This window comes from Acetobacter malorum (assembly GCF_002153605.1).
GTDB classification, from domain to species: Bacteria; Pseudomonadota; Alphaproteobacteria; order Acetobacterales; family Acetobacteraceae; genus Acetobacter; species Acetobacter malorum_A.
The window spans coordinates 1-14,922 of record NZ_JOPG01000017.1; the positions used below are offsets into that span (position 1 = coordinate 1).

At 55.0% G+C, this 14,922-nt stretch carries 9 protein-coding genes; all 9 read left to right on the plus strand.

Annotated elements, in window-relative coordinates:
* Nucleotides 1–190: 190 nt before the first annotated feature.
* Nucleotides 191–1,084 carry a LysR family transcriptional regulator gene (locus HK23_RS07765; protein WP_086653525.1) on the plus strand — a complete coding sequence of 298 codons (894 nt, stop codon included), beginning with the start codon at nt 191–193 and terminating at the stop codon, nt 1,082–1,084.
* A gap of 210 nt (nt 1,085–1,294) precedes the next feature.
* Nucleotides 1,295–2,941 (plus strand): serine hydrolase, encoded by a 1,647-nt coding sequence (locus HK23_RS07770; protein ID WP_086653526.1) that lies wholly within the window; start codon nt 1,295–1,297, stop codon nt 2,939–2,941.
* On the plus strand, nt 2,938–4,119 hold the full coding sequence (locus HK23_RS07775; protein ID WP_086653527.1) for a serine hydrolase domain-containing protein: 1,182 nt from the start codon (nt 2,938–2,940) through the stop codon (nt 4,117–4,119). Before HK23_RS07770 ends, HK23_RS07775 begins: the two co-directional genes overlap by 4 nt.
* A gap of 162 nt (nt 4,120–4,281) precedes the next feature.
* Complete coding sequence (locus HK23_RS07780) at nt 4,282–5,490, plus strand: D-amino acid dehydrogenase (protein ID WP_086653528.1); 1,209 nt, start codon at nt 4,282–4,284, stop codon at nt 5,488–5,490.
* A gap of 1 nt (nt 5,491) precedes the next feature.
* Nucleotides 5,492–7,933 (plus strand): penicillin acylase family protein, encoded by a 2,442-nt coding sequence (locus tag HK23_RS07785; RefSeq protein ID WP_086653529.1) that lies wholly within the window; start codon nt 5,492–5,494, stop codon nt 7,931–7,933.
* The gene (locus HK23_RS07790) at nt 7,930–9,189 is read left to right on the plus strand and encodes a serine hydrolase domain-containing protein (protein ID WP_086653530.1); all 1,260 of its coding nucleotides are present in this window, start codon (nt 7,930–7,932) and stop codon (nt 9,187–9,189) included. Before HK23_RS07785 ends, HK23_RS07790 begins: the two co-directional genes overlap by 4 nt.
* A 2-nt stretch (nt 9,190–9,191) precedes the next feature.
* Nucleotides 9,192–11,267, plus strand: coding sequence for a S9 family peptidase (locus HK23_RS07795; RefSeq protein ID WP_086653531.1), 2,076 nt, complete (start codon nt 9,192–9,194; stop codon nt 11,265–11,267).
* A gap of 137 nt (nt 11,268–11,404) precedes the next feature.
* Entirely contained in the window at nt 11,405–12,259 is an 855-nt protein-coding gene (locus tag HK23_RS07800; protein WP_256940110.1) for a serine hydrolase, read from the plus strand.
* Between the two features lie 264 nt (nt 12,260–12,523).
* Nucleotides 12,524–14,914: a TonB-dependent receptor gene (locus HK23_RS07805; RefSeq protein WP_256940111.1), complete on the plus strand. Its 2,391-nt coding sequence runs from the start codon at nt 12,524–12,526 to the stop codon at nt 14,912–14,914.
* Nucleotides 14,915–14,922: the final 8 nt, after the last annotated feature.

A 14,922-nucleotide genomic window follows, 5' to 3' on the forward strand; every position in this document is an offset into this window, starting at 1 on the left:
AGGCCGGCGGCTGGCACAGCAACACTCTCCAAAGCCGGGGCCTAGTGGCCAAAATACTAAAATTCAGAAAAGCAGCGCTAAGTGGTATGGCAATAAATAATGTACCCTTCAAATTTGTTGTGATGTTTTAACATTCTGCTATGACAGAATTGTACCAGCACAATAAAGCAGGAAGGGTGAAGCGCTCGTTATGCGTTTACGTCAGATCGAAGTTTTCTACGCGATCATGTCCACAGGTTCCCTGCGTCGTGCTGCCGAGGTGCTGCATGTTTCCCAGCCCGCTGCCAGCAAGGTTCTGCGGTATGCGGAGCAGTCTTTAGGGTTTGCGTTGTTCGAGCGCACAGGAGGCAGGCTGGTCCCCACGCGGGAAGCCCGGATCATGCTGCCCCATGTAAATACAATTTTTGAAAAAATTTCTGACCTCAAAAGATTAACGGAAAATCTGCGTTATGCGCGGGATGGGCACGCCATCAGCATCGGCTGTGTGCCAAGTCTGGGGCTAAGTGTGGTGCCGCGTGTCATCCAGCGCTATCACGCGGCCCATCCGGGAAATGAACTGACAATCGATACCCTGCACGGGCCGGAAATCGTCGCACGTATTCTCAATCATGATCTTGATCTGGGTATTGTATTTGGGACTTACGAAAAGCAGGGGCTGACCGCCAGCCATATTGCGGATGTTCCATTATTGCTGATTGATCAGGATACTCTTGCAGGTCCGGTCGCGCTGGAGGAGATCAATCCAGCCCGCTACATTGGACTGAGCGAGAATGATCCTACCGCCCGCCTTCTGGATATGGTGTGGGAAGAGGCCGGTCTTTCAACCGTGCCAGTCGTGCGGGTGCGCACACATTATATGGCGGCTGAACTGGTCCGGCTTGGTGGTGGTTGCGCCATTGTGGATGGGCTGACGGCCTTACATCATCCCGGTCTACCCAAGCCGCTTCCGCTCAAACCCCCGCTAGGGATTGCCTGCACGGTCCTCTTCCGGGCTGATTATGCATTGTCCCATATTTCACGCGATATTCTGGCTCTTCTTAAAGAAGAAATTAAGAAGGACCTCGCTGGCCTGCCTGCCTTGTGAAAGCGCTAGGCTCCCTTAACCGTTGGCTAATGGTTCATGATATTTTTGACATGGACAGCGTCCGGTTTTCTTCTGAACATTGCGATATCGTATTTACGTGGTGATCGTGCGGCCACCAATGGAAAGGATGAAGCGATCTCCCCGTATGGTCGTCTTCCTGGCGCTTTGTGGCGTGTACTGTAAAAATTCTTTCTAAGGCTTTAGGTTTTCATGTTCCATTCCCAGGTTTTCTCTACACTGCGGCAGCAACAGACAAAAGTGAAGCAGCGTGCAGGCGCAGCCATGCAGTGCGGCACATTGGCTGCACTGATGCTGGCGTTAGGCGGGGCCTCTGTTCAGGCGGCTACACCGTCTTTGCCGGATGGTCTGACAGAACAGCAGATCGATGATGTTGTCAGCAAGGCGCAGAAAGCTTTTGATGTGCCCGGTATTGCCGTCGGTGTGATCCATGATGGAAAAATTGTTTTTGCCAAAGGCTATGGTCGTAGAGGAGACAATGAAAAAAGCGAGAAGGTGGACCCTAATACCCTCTTCGCCATTGGCTCCAACAGTAAGGAATTTACGGCCACCGCGCTGGCAACCCTTGTGGATGAGGGCAAGCTCAAATGGACGGATCGCGTTAATGACGTCATGCCGGAATTCAAGGTCTCTGACCCGTGGATTACGCGTGAATTCCGTGTGAGTGACCTGCTGACCCATCATAGCGGTATGGGGCTGGGAGCGGGGGATATGATGCTGTTCTCCCATAGCACCTTCACGCGTAAGGAGGTTTTGGCGGCACTGCCTTATATGCCGTTCACGGGGCGCTTTCGGGCAGACTATGCCTATAACAACCTGCTGTATGTCGTGGCCGGAGCGCTGGTGGAAAAAATCTCTGGCCAGACATGGGAACACTACGTTCAGACGCATCTGATTGATGCAGCAGGTCTTCCGGCATGCCAGAGCACATTTCCGGTCAAGGGGCAGACGGATGTTGCCGCAGGGCAGGGGAGTGACGGTGTTCTGCCGGACCGTGCTACGCTCGAGCCGGTTGCCGTGGCGCCGGCAGGTGGGGTGTGGTGCAGCGTGAACGGCATGAACCGCTGGGTGCAGACACTTTTGAACGGCGGCAAGACTGTAGAGGGTCGGAAAATTATCAGTCTTGCTCAGCGTGATGCACTTTGGGCACCGTCAGCACTCATTCCGGTGCCGGACAGCGGCACTAAAACGCAAAGTCACTTCCGTGCTTACGGCTATGGCTGGTTTATGGAAGATTTTTACGGCCTGAAACGCGTGTGGCACACAGGGACGATCAGCGGCATGGTCAGCTATGTCTCCATGCTGCCAGAGAAGAAGAGCGGGCTGGTTGTCCTCACCAATCATTATGCTAACTCCGCAACTGCGGCCATTGCTCTGACCATGAGTTCTCTCATAGCCACCGGAAAAAGTGCAGACTGGGTCGCATACTGGCAGGATGAGACTAAAAAAGCGCAGGACAAAGCAGCTAAAGAAGCATCCACCACCGGGCCGGGGTCACCTGCGCGGCCCTTCATTTCCGTCCCCGTGTCTGATCTGAAAGACTATGTTGGTCTTTATCACGACGCATGGCGTGGGGATATCCACCTTTCCCTGAAAGGTAATGACCTTGTCATGACTTTTGGGAAAGCTGATGGCCTGTCAGGCACCTTGTCCGCTCTGCCGCATGATTTGTTTGTAGCGAAGTGGCAGAACCGTGCAGAGGATGCGGAGGATGACAGCTACGTGCAGTTTGAGCGGGATACATCTGGCAAGGTCACGGGGTTCCATATGCAGGTGGTCGGATCGGACTTCAGCTTTGATGCACAGGATCTGCACCCACTCAAAGTTTCCGCTCAATGACAGTTGAGTTTGCCGCTCTCTCCCGCAGGGGTGTTCTAAAAGGGTCTTCTCTTCTTCTGGCGCAGGCGGCCCTTTCTGCTTGCCAGACGCCGCGTGAGGCTGACAGGTTTGCAAAAGCAGATGTGCTGATCCAGCAGGCGATCAGCAAGGGGGAGTGCCCCGGCGCGGTCTGGGGTGTGGGCCAGCACGGGCGGCTGATTCATCGTGGCGTCTTTGGCGCGCGCAGCCTCGTGCCCACGCATGAGGCCATGACGTGGGACACCGTGTTTGATATGGCGTCCCTCACCAAACCGATGATCACCGCGCTGGCTGTCATGCAGCTTGTGGAAAAAGGTGTGGTGGATGTGGAGGCCCCCGTAGCTCGCTACCTTCCGCAATTTGCGGCTGCGGGCAAAGGGCAGATTACGGTCCGGCTCCTGCTCACGCATTTTTCCGGCCTGCAACCCGATCTGCCTCGCATGCCGGACTGGTGGGGTAAAGCAGCGGCTACGGACCGCATCATGCAGGCTGTTCCCAAAATTGCACCGGGTAGCGGCTTTATTTATAGTGACCTTAATTTTATTGCCCTAGGTCTGCTTGTTGAAAAACTGACAAGTCAGACACTGGATGTATACGCACAGAACGCCATCCTCAGCCCGCTGGGCATGACGCAATCCGGCTTTCTTCCGCCTGCCACCGAACAGGCACGTATTGCCCCCACACAGTATGATGAACACGGCAGGATGTTGCGCGGCGTGGTGCATGACCCCACGGCCCGTCGCATGAATGGCGTGGCGGGCAATGCCGGCTTGTTTTCCACAGCTGAGGATGTTGTTCGCTATGCGCAGGCTTTGCTGGATAAACGGGCTGGGCGCCCCAGCGTGTTTCCTCTCAGTCGTGCAGCCTTGATAAGGATGACGACACCCCAGCAGCCCGCAGGGCAGAAAAGCCTGCGTGGTTTTGGATGGGATATTGCCTCGCCTTATGCTTCTCCAAGAGGAGAGCGGTTGTCGCCTCATTCCTTCGGCCATACCGGGTTCACAGGAACATCACTGTGGATTGATCCTGATAATGATTGCTATGTTTTCATTCTGACCAACCGTGTGCACCCTAATGGTGGGCAAAGCGTGGTGCATCTGCGGCATGATGTGGCAACGGCGGTCGGGGAGGCTCTGGGGTTACCGCAGAGTGTGCCCTAGGAGGGGAAACTCCCCGGACTTAACCTGAGGTTAAGGGGGGCAGGCATTTTTTAAATGGCATGAGCGAATATCCCTTTTTAGATTTTCTTCTGAGAAGATCCCGGAACATGGCATGCGCCTGTTTGAACGGGTTACCATGATCATAAGGGGTCGGCGGTTCTTATGGCGGCAAAGCGGACAATCACAGTAGTGGGTGGCGGCGTTATTGGCCTGACAACCGCTTACGCGCTCATCCGGGCCGGACATAGCGTGACACTGGTGGAGCGGGAGGATCATGTTGGCGAGCAGGCCAGTTTTGGCAATGGCGGCCAGCTGAGCTACCGCTATGTCCGTCCTCTGGCGGACGCCGGGATCCCGCTGGAGGCACTCTCATGGATGCTTCAGGCCGATTCTCCCATTTCTCTCAGGCTCCGGCTGGACTGGAAGCAGTGGCGGTGGCTGGCGGATTTTCTGCTGGCCTGTAATGCCAGAACCAACAAGGCCAACGCTGCCCGGCTTTTGAAGCTTGCCCTGCAGGGGCAACAGGCCCTGAATCAATGGCGGCAGGACGGGCTGGCGGACTTTTTGTGGCGGAAGCCCGGTAAGCTGGTTGTGTATCGGAACGCACACAAATTTTCCAAAGCGGCCAAATCTGTCAGTAACCCTCAGCAGGAACAGGTTCTGACCCCGGCGGAATGCGCGCAGGTGGAACCAGCGTTTGCGGGGCTTGCACCCACATTGGCAGGCGGCATTTTTTCTCCCGATGATGAAGTGGCGGATTGCTACCTGTTTTGTCAGGCGCTTCTTAAATCCCTTCAGAAAAGCAGAGAGTTTCAGATGGAAAAAGGTAATGCCGCACTGGAGGACGATCAGGGTGGCCGGTGCCGGGTTCGGATCAATGGGACAGTATGGCAGACGGATCTTGTGATTCTGGCGGCAGGGCTGGCCTCCCGTGAGCTGATGCAGCCTTTGGGTCAAAGACTGCCTCTTTACGGCCTGAAAGGCTACAGCCTGACCGTGCAGGCGGACCCCGCCGTTCTGCCTGATGTGAGTGTTACGGATTATGACAACCGCGTTGTGTATGCCCGTCTGGGCGATCGGCTCCGTATTGCCGCCATGGTGGATATTGGCGCGCTGAATGCTTCGCCCGATCCGCGCCGCATAGCCTCATTGAAACATCTGGCGGAGGAAACGCTTCCCGCTGCCGGGCCTTACGCGTCCGCTATCCCATGGGCGGGGATGCGGCCCGCCACGCCCACAGGGGTGCCTTTGGTGGAGCGGACGCAATGGCGTAACCTGCTGCTCAATGTCGGGCATGGGGCGTTGGGGTTCACGCTTTCCTGCGGGTCCGCCCTGACAATTCGGGACCTTGTTGAAAAGATGCAGCCTTAAAATGAGACACTCCTCCCTGCTCAACCGTCGTCATGTTCTGCTTGGGGGTGTTGCCGCCGGTCTGGCAGGGTTTGGCACCCGCGCTCAGGCCAGGAAAAAGGCACCCTCGCACATGGTGGGGCTGGAGGGACTCAACGCCCCGGTCGAGGTGCTGGAGGACCAGTGGGGCGTGCCGCATGTGCGGGCCGCTTCCGTGCCGGATGCGTTTTTTACAAACGGCTATCTAATTGCGCGGGACAGGCTGTGGCAGCTCGATTTTGAGTATCGGCGGGCGCTGGGCAGACTGGCGGAAGTCTACGGGCCTGAGTGTGTAGAGTCAGATACGGCAAGCAGGCTTTTCTTGTTCCGGGGTGATGCACACGCAGAGTTTGCAGCACTGCCTCCCATTGTGCAGGCCTGCGCCCGCGCCTATGCGGCGGGCATCAATGCCTATCTTGATCGCATCAATAGCGGCGAAGAAAAACTCCCTGCAGAGTTCAATATTTTTTCTTATAAACCGCTTGAATGGGATGTTCTGGATCTGGTCCGTATCCGGGCTGAAGCAACGGGAAACACGAAAGCCGAGATCCGCCGCGCCCAACTGGCGGCACATGATGCGCTTGCTTATGATGCGCTGATCCAGCCCCTGCGTCCCGCTCATACGCTTACGGTGCCGGACGGGCTGGATGTGCAGGCTGTCACAGAGCAGGATCTGGGCCTATTTGGTGTGTTGCAGGATGGACCACCCCTTTCCGGTCTGCATGCGGTCTCATCCCCCAGTGAGGGCGATCACCGGCGGGCTAATGAGGGCAGTAACGCATGGGTCATTGCGCCCACGCGTACAGCCGCAGGACGGCCCATTCTGGCGAATGACCCGCACCTCAGTTTCGGTTCACCCGGGCCACGGCATGTTATTCATCTGACTGCGCCGGGGCTGGATGTTATTGGTGGCGGTGCTCCGGGTATGCCGGGCGTGATGCAAGGCCATAACGCACATTTTGCTTTTGGGCGCACTAATTTTCATATCGATCAGGAAGATCTGTTCATCCTGCGCACACACCCCGACCATCCTGATCGCTATTTTCATAACGGGCGCTGGGTGGAAATGGAGCATGAAGAGATCTCCATTGCTGTGCGCGGTGGCCCTGCGCAAAACGTCACTCTGCGTTATGCGGCACAGGGGCCGGTTGTCTCCGCTGATACGGCACGGAACAGGGCAGTGGCAGTTTCCGCGACATGGCTCTATCCGGGCGCGAATGGTATGCTCGCCAATATCGGCATCAATCTGGCTAACGACTGGAACAGTTTCCGCAAAGCCCTGAAACTCCATACCAGCCCAACCAATTTTACCTATGCTGATACGGCCGGGAATATTGGCTGGCAGGCTGCGGGTGGTCTGCCGGAACGCCGCAACGGCTATGATGGTCTGCTGCCAGCGCCCGGCGATGGGCGGTATGACTGGAAAGGCCTCCAGCCGCTGGATGCACTTCCCAACAGCTTCAATCCCGCCCGTGGCTGGTTTGGCACATCCAATGAACTCAATCTGCCGGCAGACTATCCGTATGAGGAACGCTGCGTCAGCTACGAATGGAAAGATCCTTATCGTCACAACCGTGTTGCAGAGGTTCTTCAGGCGTCTCCTCATGCCACTGTAGCGGACAGCGTGGCGTTGCAGCATGATACGCTCTCTCATCTGGCCTTGTCTGTGGTGCAACAGTTGCCGGAAGTTCCTGCATCCCTACAGGCAGAAGCCGCGTTGCTGCGCCGCTGGGATGGGCGCGTTGAAGCCACAAGTGCCGCCGCTGCGTTGTATGAGGTGTGGTGGACCCGGCTGAATAGCCTGTTTTATCAGGCTCTGGTGCCGGAAAATCTGCGTGTCCTTCTGCCACAGCCGCTTAATGCGTCTGTTCTTCTGGATATTTTGCAAAAGCCCGATAGCCGATTGGGGACGACGCCAGAGGCAGAGCGTGATGCTCTGCTTGTCAGAGCGTTTCAGCAGGCTGTTGAAGAATTGCGCGACCGTCTGGGGCCGGTGGCGGCTACATGGCAGTGGGGCAGGCTGCATACCGTGCAGTTGCGTCATCCGCTGTGTGCCGTAAACGCTGTGGCGGAAGCCTTTCTGCCCATAGGAGGAGAAACGGCACGCAGTGGCGGAGACCCCTACACGGTTATGGCGCGCTGGTATAATTCGGATTTATCAGAAACCGCGCGTGCACAGGGCTACAATCCGTACGCTGTCACAGGTGGGGCGAGTTATCTGATGGTGTGTGATGTCGGAGCATGGGACAACTCACTGTTCCTGAACTTCCCCGGCCAGTCTGCCTCGCCGGACAGCGGGCATTATGCGGATGTCCTGTACCTCTGGCTCAAGGGGGCTATGCAGCCTCTCTCGTTTTCTGCAAACGCCGTTCAGGCAGCAGCCAGACATCATGATGTCCTGTATCCAAAAGGAAAAACGCTATGAAACTTAAAGTCTGTTCCGCTTTGGCTCTGGCGTTTTTCAGCACAGCCGCTCTGGCGCAAACCCCGACTGATAAAAAGATGGATGCCGTATTGACGCATGGTGAACGCCTGCCTCTGGCGGCGCTGGCTGCCGTCAAGCTGGAACATGGTCAGCCTGTTTACCAGTATTATGGCGGTTTTGCGCGGCGTGATGGCGCACAAACTGTTCCGGTTAAGCAAGAAACCCTCTTCCGCATTGCGTCCATTTCCAAAGTGGTGACTACCATCGGGCTTATGGAACTGGTCGAGCAGGGCAGGGTGAATCTGGATCATGACGTCTCGGAGTATCTTGGCTTCTCGCTGCGCAATCCTGATTTTCCGACAACCCCCATTACTGTGCGGATGCTTTTAAACCACACTTCGAGCCTTCGGGATGGTGAGGTTTATTTTTTGCCACCCGGCAAGTCGGTAAAGGATTTTTTTGATAAGACCCATAAAGCTGGTAGTCAGGACTATCATTTTTCGTTTCATGATGGTCATGCACCCGGCACATATTTTACCTATTGCAATCTGGCCTACGGACTTGTCGGGACCATAATCGAGCGGGTCAGCGGGGAGCGGTTTGACCGCTATCAGAAACACCATGTTCTGGACCCGTTGAAGATTGACGGGGGCTATAACGTCGCGGAGCTTGAGCATCCGGAGCGTGTGGCCACGCTTTATCAGCATGTTCCTTCTGGCTACGAGGCCACGGTGGATAGCCAGCCTCTTAAAAGCTGGAGCAAAGAGGCTCTCGCGTCCTACAAAATTGGCAGCAATGGAAGTATGTTTTCTCCACAAGGTGGCCTTCATATTTCGCTGCAAGGGCTGACGCGTCTCGCACAATTCATGATCCAGCGCGGCACGCTGGACGGCGTCAGGCTTCTGGCGCCGCAAAGCATCAAGGTGATGGAAACCCCCACATGGACATTTAATGGCCAGAACGGCGTCTGCCCATATCCCCTAAGCGCTTATGGCCTGAGCTTGTTCACGCTGACAGGCACAAAAGACACCAATGGCAAGCCTGCCATCCCGTATGTCGGGTATCAGGGGGGGCTACACGGCCATCTGGGGGATGCATACGGGCTACATTCCGGCTTCTGGTATAATCCGAAAAACGGAGAGGCCTATCTGTTTGCGGCGGGCGGTTACCCTGATTATGATCAGGAGAGGCCCGGCCAGTATTCTTCTTTCTCTAGAGTAGAAGAAGAAATTTTCACAACTCTGGCTGGGAAATAATCATGATGATCCGTTCTGTCTTTGCCGCAGCCCTTCTGGCCGGTGGTTTATACTCAGCTTCTCCCGCAAGCGCGGCACTGCTTGATGAGGCCGGAGCCCGGCACCAGATCACGGCACTTTTGTCTCTGCCATTTGCGACAGATCTCGTCGGGGCCAGCAATGCAAGCCGCTTTGCGTGGGTGGAAAAGCGCAATGGGGTGCGGAATATTCTGGCAGCGGATGCGTCAGGCGCGCCGAAAGCCCTGACCCACTTCACGCAGGATGACGGAACCAATTTATGGGGGGTAGTCCTTTCCCCTAATGGGAAGACATTAGCCTATGTGGAGGGCGGCGACCCGGAGTTTCCGGACGCAGCGTCTCCCAATCCTCATCTTTCAGCATCGGGAACGCATCAGAGCGTGAATGTGGTGCTGGAAGGTGGCAGGCAAATGCGGATGGGGGAGGGCTGGAATCCTACCTTCTCGCCGGATGGGATGACGCTGGCGTTCTCGCACAAAGGCTCTTTGTTTCTGGCACCCGTTGGCAAAATGGCGAAAGAAGTCATGACCGTGCCGGGGAGCCTGACATCACTCCAATGGGCACCGGATGGCGCGTCGCTGGTCTTCACGCTGGACCGTGGGAGCCATGCGCTCATCGGACTATGGCACGTCAAAACGGCGACCATGACAGTTCTGGCTCCAGCGCTTGGGCAGGACAGTCTGCCAACATTTTCTCCGGATGGCCACTCTGTGGCGTTCGTGCGGGAACACAGACCACTTACTGATAAGAAGAATGAAAAAGGCTCGTTCTGGTCTTTTCATGTTTATGATCTGTCCACGAATACGGACCATGTGGTGTGGACCCCGCCTGCCGGGACTGGCGCACGGTTTGCTGTGCCGGAGGGGAGTGGCTTACTATGGTCTGACAATGCGCATCTGCTCTTCCCGTGGGAAGGCAGCGGATGGATGCGGGTTTGCACCGTGGCGGCATCGGGCACAGGAATTCCGACCTGTCTGACGCCGGATAAAGCGGAAGTCTCAGCCTATCGGCTATCTCAGGACAGAAAAACTCTTTTTTACACAAGTAATGTCGGGAATGTGGATGTCTGGCACGCATGGCGTCAGGCTTTGGATGGATCTTCACCGCAACGCCTGACACACAGTGAGGACATGGAAACAGATCTTGCTGTGGCCGGAGGCAAGGTGGGCGTGATGGCCGCCAGCGTCACACAGACAGCGCATCCGGTGGTGGTGGGAGCAGAGGGTGAAAGTGCTTCTCTCGTTTCCCCGCAAGCGCCGTCAGATGTGCATTTCGTGACACCGCAGGTAGTTGTGTTCCACAGCGCAGATGGCATGGAGGTGCACGGGCAGCTCTTTGTTCCAGAGGGAGACGCAAAAACGCCTCGTCCTGCATTGGTATTTGTGCACGGAGGCCCGCACCGCCAGACGCTCCCTGCGTTTAATGGCATGGACTATTATTCCAACGCCTATGCGATGAACCAGACTCTGGCGGCGCAAGGCTATGTGGTGTTGTCTGTCAATTACCGCAGCGGGACGGGCTATGGCGAGGCGTTCCGGAATGCTCCTGAAACTGGCGGAGGTGGAGCCAGTGAGTATCGGGATGTTTTTGCTGCGGCCACGTATCTTAAGACCAGAACTGATATTGATCCCGCCCGCATCGGGATCTGGGGCGGCAGCTGGGGCGGTTACCTGACGGCACTCGCTCTGGCCCGCAATAGTGACGTCTTTGCTGCCGGCGCTGATTTTCATGGCGTACATGATATGATTGACCCTGACACATACGGTCTGTCTCCCGAGGAAAACAGGAAAGCGCACGATGTAGAGTGGCAGTCCTCTCCGGCGGCGGATATTGCCCACTGGCATGCACCGGTTCTGCTTGTGCATGGTGATGATGATTATAACGTGGAATTTGAACAATCGACTCTTCTGGCAAGGATGTTGTCAGAACAGGGCGTGCCATATGAGGAACATTCCTTCCCGAATGAGCGGCACACCTTTCTCCGCATGCAGGATTGGCTGACGGCGTATATGTGGATGGATACATTCTTTGACCGCACACTGGCGTCCCATAAGCCCTGAAGGGCAACAGCGCTCCCTTGAAACGCCCTATGCGGCGTATGCGGGGACGCATGAGTGATAAGGTTGGGAGTAAGCTGATGAAAGCACTGAAAATTTCAGGTGTTCTGGTAAAAGCGTTTTTAGCTGGAGTGGTCCTTATGTCTCCTCTGGCCAGCGCGGCATCTCCCGCCTTCGGGGAACCTCTGGCCCAGATCATGGCGGAAACTGTCAAAAACCAGCCCGGCCATTTTGCTGTTTATGCCGCCCGGAGCGGGCAGCCGCCTGATGTGTGCCTGAACTGTGATGATCTGATTAACGCTGCCAGCACTATCAAACTGTTTGTGCTTGATGCAGCCTATGATGCCTTTACAAAAGGCACCCTGCATCCAGAAGATACTCTTACGGTTCACAACCATTTTCATTCTCTGGTGGGGAAGGGCAGCTTTGCGCTCGAGCAGAAAGAGGATTCTTATGACCCTCTTTACGCGCAGGCAGGCAAGGCAGTGCTTGTTTCAGAACTCCTGCGGGTGATGATCCAGTATAGCAGTAATCTGGCGACCAACCTGATGATTGAAAAGCTGGGCGTGCTGCCAATTCGTGCGATTGTAAAAGCGCAGGGCCTCAACGGTGTTGTCTTCGGCCGTATGATTGAGGATTTTGATGCAAACGATCAGGGTATTCGTAATCGGGTTTCAGCACGCGGATTGGGCGCATTTTTGCAAAAGCTGGATAACGGCCAGATTGTCGGGAAGACGCAAAGCCAGAGCATGATCCAGATTATGCTGGGGCAAAAATTTAATGACATCATTCCCCCCGGTCTGCCCGCAGGGACACCCGTGGCGCATAAGACCGGCTGGGTTCAGGGTGTGCGGAATGACGCCGCTCTTGTCACGCTACCGGATGGCAAACGCTATATTCTGGTCGTGCTGACATCTGGCTTGCCGGATGAACAGGCGGGCATCAGGGTGCTGAACACGCTGTCTCATCAGGCCTATGCATATTTTCTGAAATAGAGTCAAAGATGTAAAACAGAGTTTAAAAAACTTTTTAATATTATTGCATTTAACATTTTTCGGTCAGGCTGGGTTCTGCGTTCCGGCCACCCTCCTTCACGCTCATTTTGTCTCATATTTGAACAAGATTTGATCGGGGGAATGTGACATTAAACTGTCACTTTAACGTAATAAAATCACAACACACATGGCAGAACAAGACGATAGTCTGCGCAGCGTTATCTAACCCCCTATTGGGAGCCTCGGTATGAGGGATCGCGCTGTATGAAACAGAATAAACTGCTGCTTCTGACAACATGTATGAGTTCTTTACTGTTTCATTATGCCAAGGCTGAAACTGTTTCAGCCGCCACCCAGCCCGGAAAGGTAGAACAGGCAAGCCCTAAACCCGCAGCCAAAAACAAAACGGCGGCGGCTCCCAAAACGGTAAAAGCAACATCCACGCAGGATGATAAGGCTGAGTCCATCGTCGTCATGGGTGCTGGCGCTGCGCGTGAGACGCAAAAGCTCTCCCACATGGCTCTGCAACAGGTGGTTCCCGGTACCAGCCCCCTGAAGACCTTGTCGAAACTGCCGGGCGTCATGTTTACGTCATCAGATGCGCTGGGGTCTTATGAATGGTCCCAGCAGATCATTATTCGTGGGTTTGATCAAAGCCGCCTCGGCTTTACCATGGATGGTATTCCTTTGGGCAATCTGGCCTATGGGAACGATAATGGCCTTTCCATTGGCCGTGCCCTGCAAACAGAAAATAACGGAACGGCGACACTGGCACAGGGGGCAGGTTCCGTCGGGGTTGCTGCCTCCAATGACCTTGGTGGCGCGCTTGAATTCACGTCTATTGACCCGACTGAAAAGTTTGGTGCGGATGTGGCTGCCACGGGTGGTTCCTACGGCACATGGCGTACGTTTGCCCGCGTTAATAGCGGCACGCTGCCCGGTGGTGGCCGCCTGTATGTGTCCTATGATTATCAGGATGCCAACAAGTGGAAAGGCAAGGGCATTCAGCAGCAGCAGCAGGCCAACGCCAAATTCGTGCAGCCGCTGGGTGATAAGGTCAAGCTGACGCTGTTTGGAGATTACAGCCAGCGCGCCGAAAATGATTATCAGGATATTTCAAAAGAGCAGATCCGCACAATCGGTTATAAGCTCGATAATATTACCAATAACTATGGTCTGGCGAAAGATATTGCCCGCGCTTATCAGAATGGCACGGCTTTTCCGGCTGGGATTAAGGATCAGGATCAGTCCTACTACAACTCTGCCGGTCTGCGTGAGGACGTGCTGGGGTATGGCAAGCTGGATTTCCGTCTGACTGACCGCCTGAAAGGTTCTGCAACCGTCTACGGCCATACCAATACAGGGGAAGGGATTTACGCTACCCCCTATACGCCAACCCCGGAGGCGCTTGGTGGCTCTCCGCTTTCCGTCCGTACAACGGAATACGATATTCATCGTGAAGGCTTTATTGGTAGCCTGTCTTACGAAATTGGACACCACACCATTGAGGGTGGTTTCTGGTTTGAAAATAACGATTTTGAACAGGCACGTCGCTTCTATCCGCTGAGCGAAAGCGGGTATACGGGCAGTTCCGTTCACTGGTTCCGGGGTAATTCCTTCGCAACCCAGTGGCAGAGTGCGTTCAATACCAAAACCTATCAGTTCCATTTGCAGGATACCTGGCAGATTACCCCGGCGCTGAAGCTGAATTACGGCTTTAAATCGCTGGTGGTGGATAACCGTGGTCGGCAGCTGGAAGGGAACGAGATGGGCGTGCCGGTGCCCACTAACACTTATGCCGGCGGTTCTATTACCTCAGCCAATGGCTTCCTGCCGCAGATTGGCGCTAACTATCGTATCAATCGCCATAATGAAATTTTTGCAGATTTTGCAAGAAACATGGCGGCTTTTGATAACTCCTCCACTGGTGCTACCAGCCCGTTCGCCATGACAAGTGCGGCCTATGCCGCGACGAAAAATTCTCTGCGCCCGGAAATGTCCTATAGTGAGGAAATCGGTTATCGCTTCCATAATCGTCGTATTCAGGCATCTCTGACCGGCTATTACATCGAATTTGAAAACCGGCTTCTTTCCATTACACCCAACGCAACCAACAACGTGCAGGGTATTCCCAGCATTCTGGTCAATGGTGGTGGTGTAACAGCCCGTGGTATTGATGCCGCATTCAACTATCACTTTACTGATAACTGGTCCCTGTATGTGTCTTACGCCTACAATCAGTCGACCTATAATGATGATCTGACAACGGGTGGCGTTACCTACAACACACGCGGTAAGAGCGTGGTGGCCATGCCGCGTAATCTGGCAAACGTTCAGATCAGTTATGATGATGGGTCAATCTGGGGTAATTTCGGCATGCAGTATCAGGGCCGCCGGACATATACCTATACGAATGACCAGTGGATCAAACCGAACGATATCTTTAACCTGAACGTGGGTTATCGCTTCCATAGCCAGAACTGGGCGCTACGTGGTCTGGATATGCAGATTAACGTGACCAACCTGTTTAATAAACGCTATGTGGCCACAGTAGGGAGTGCGGGCTTCCGCCCGACCGATCCGACCGGCAGCCTGCAAACGCTTCAGGCAGGTTCCCCGCGGATGGTGTTCTTTACCGTGCGTAAGCATTTCTAAAACTGTTT

Bases quoted from the DNA above. Each gene is read 5' to 3' on its own strand.
- HK23_RS07765 (WP_086653525.1), top strand. From the start codon at position 191: ATGCGTTTACGTCAGATCGAAGTTTTCTACGCGATCATGTCCACAGGT.
- HK23_RS07770 (WP_086653526.1), top strand. From the start codon at position 1,295: ATGTTCCATTCCCAGGTTTTCTCTACACTGCGGCAGCAACAGACAAAA.
- HK23_RS07775 (WP_086653527.1), top strand. From the start codon at position 2,938: ATGACAGTTGAGTTTGCCGCTCTCTCCCGCAGGGGTGTTCTAAAAGGG.
- HK23_RS07780 (WP_086653528.1), top strand. From the start codon at position 4,282: ATGGCGGCAAAGCGGACAATCACAGTAGTGGGTGGCGGCGTTATTGGC.
- HK23_RS07785 (WP_086653529.1), top strand. From the start codon at position 5,492: ATGAGACACTCCTCCCTGCTCAACCGTCGTCATGTTCTGCTTGGGGGT.
- HK23_RS07790 (WP_086653530.1), top strand. From the start codon at position 7,930: ATGAAACTTAAAGTCTGTTCCGCTTTGGCTCTGGCGTTTTTCAGCACA.
- HK23_RS07795 (WP_086653531.1), top strand. From the start codon at position 9,192: ATGATGATCCGTTCTGTCTTTGCCGCAGCCCTTCTGGCCGGTGGTTTA.
- HK23_RS07800 (WP_256940110.1), top strand. From the start codon at position 11,405: ATGTCTCCTCTGGCCAGCGCGGCATCTCCCGCCTTCGGGGAACCTCTG.
- HK23_RS07805 (WP_256940111.1), top strand. From the start codon at position 12,524: ATGAAACAGAATAAACTGCTGCTTCTGACAACATGTATGAGTTCTTTA.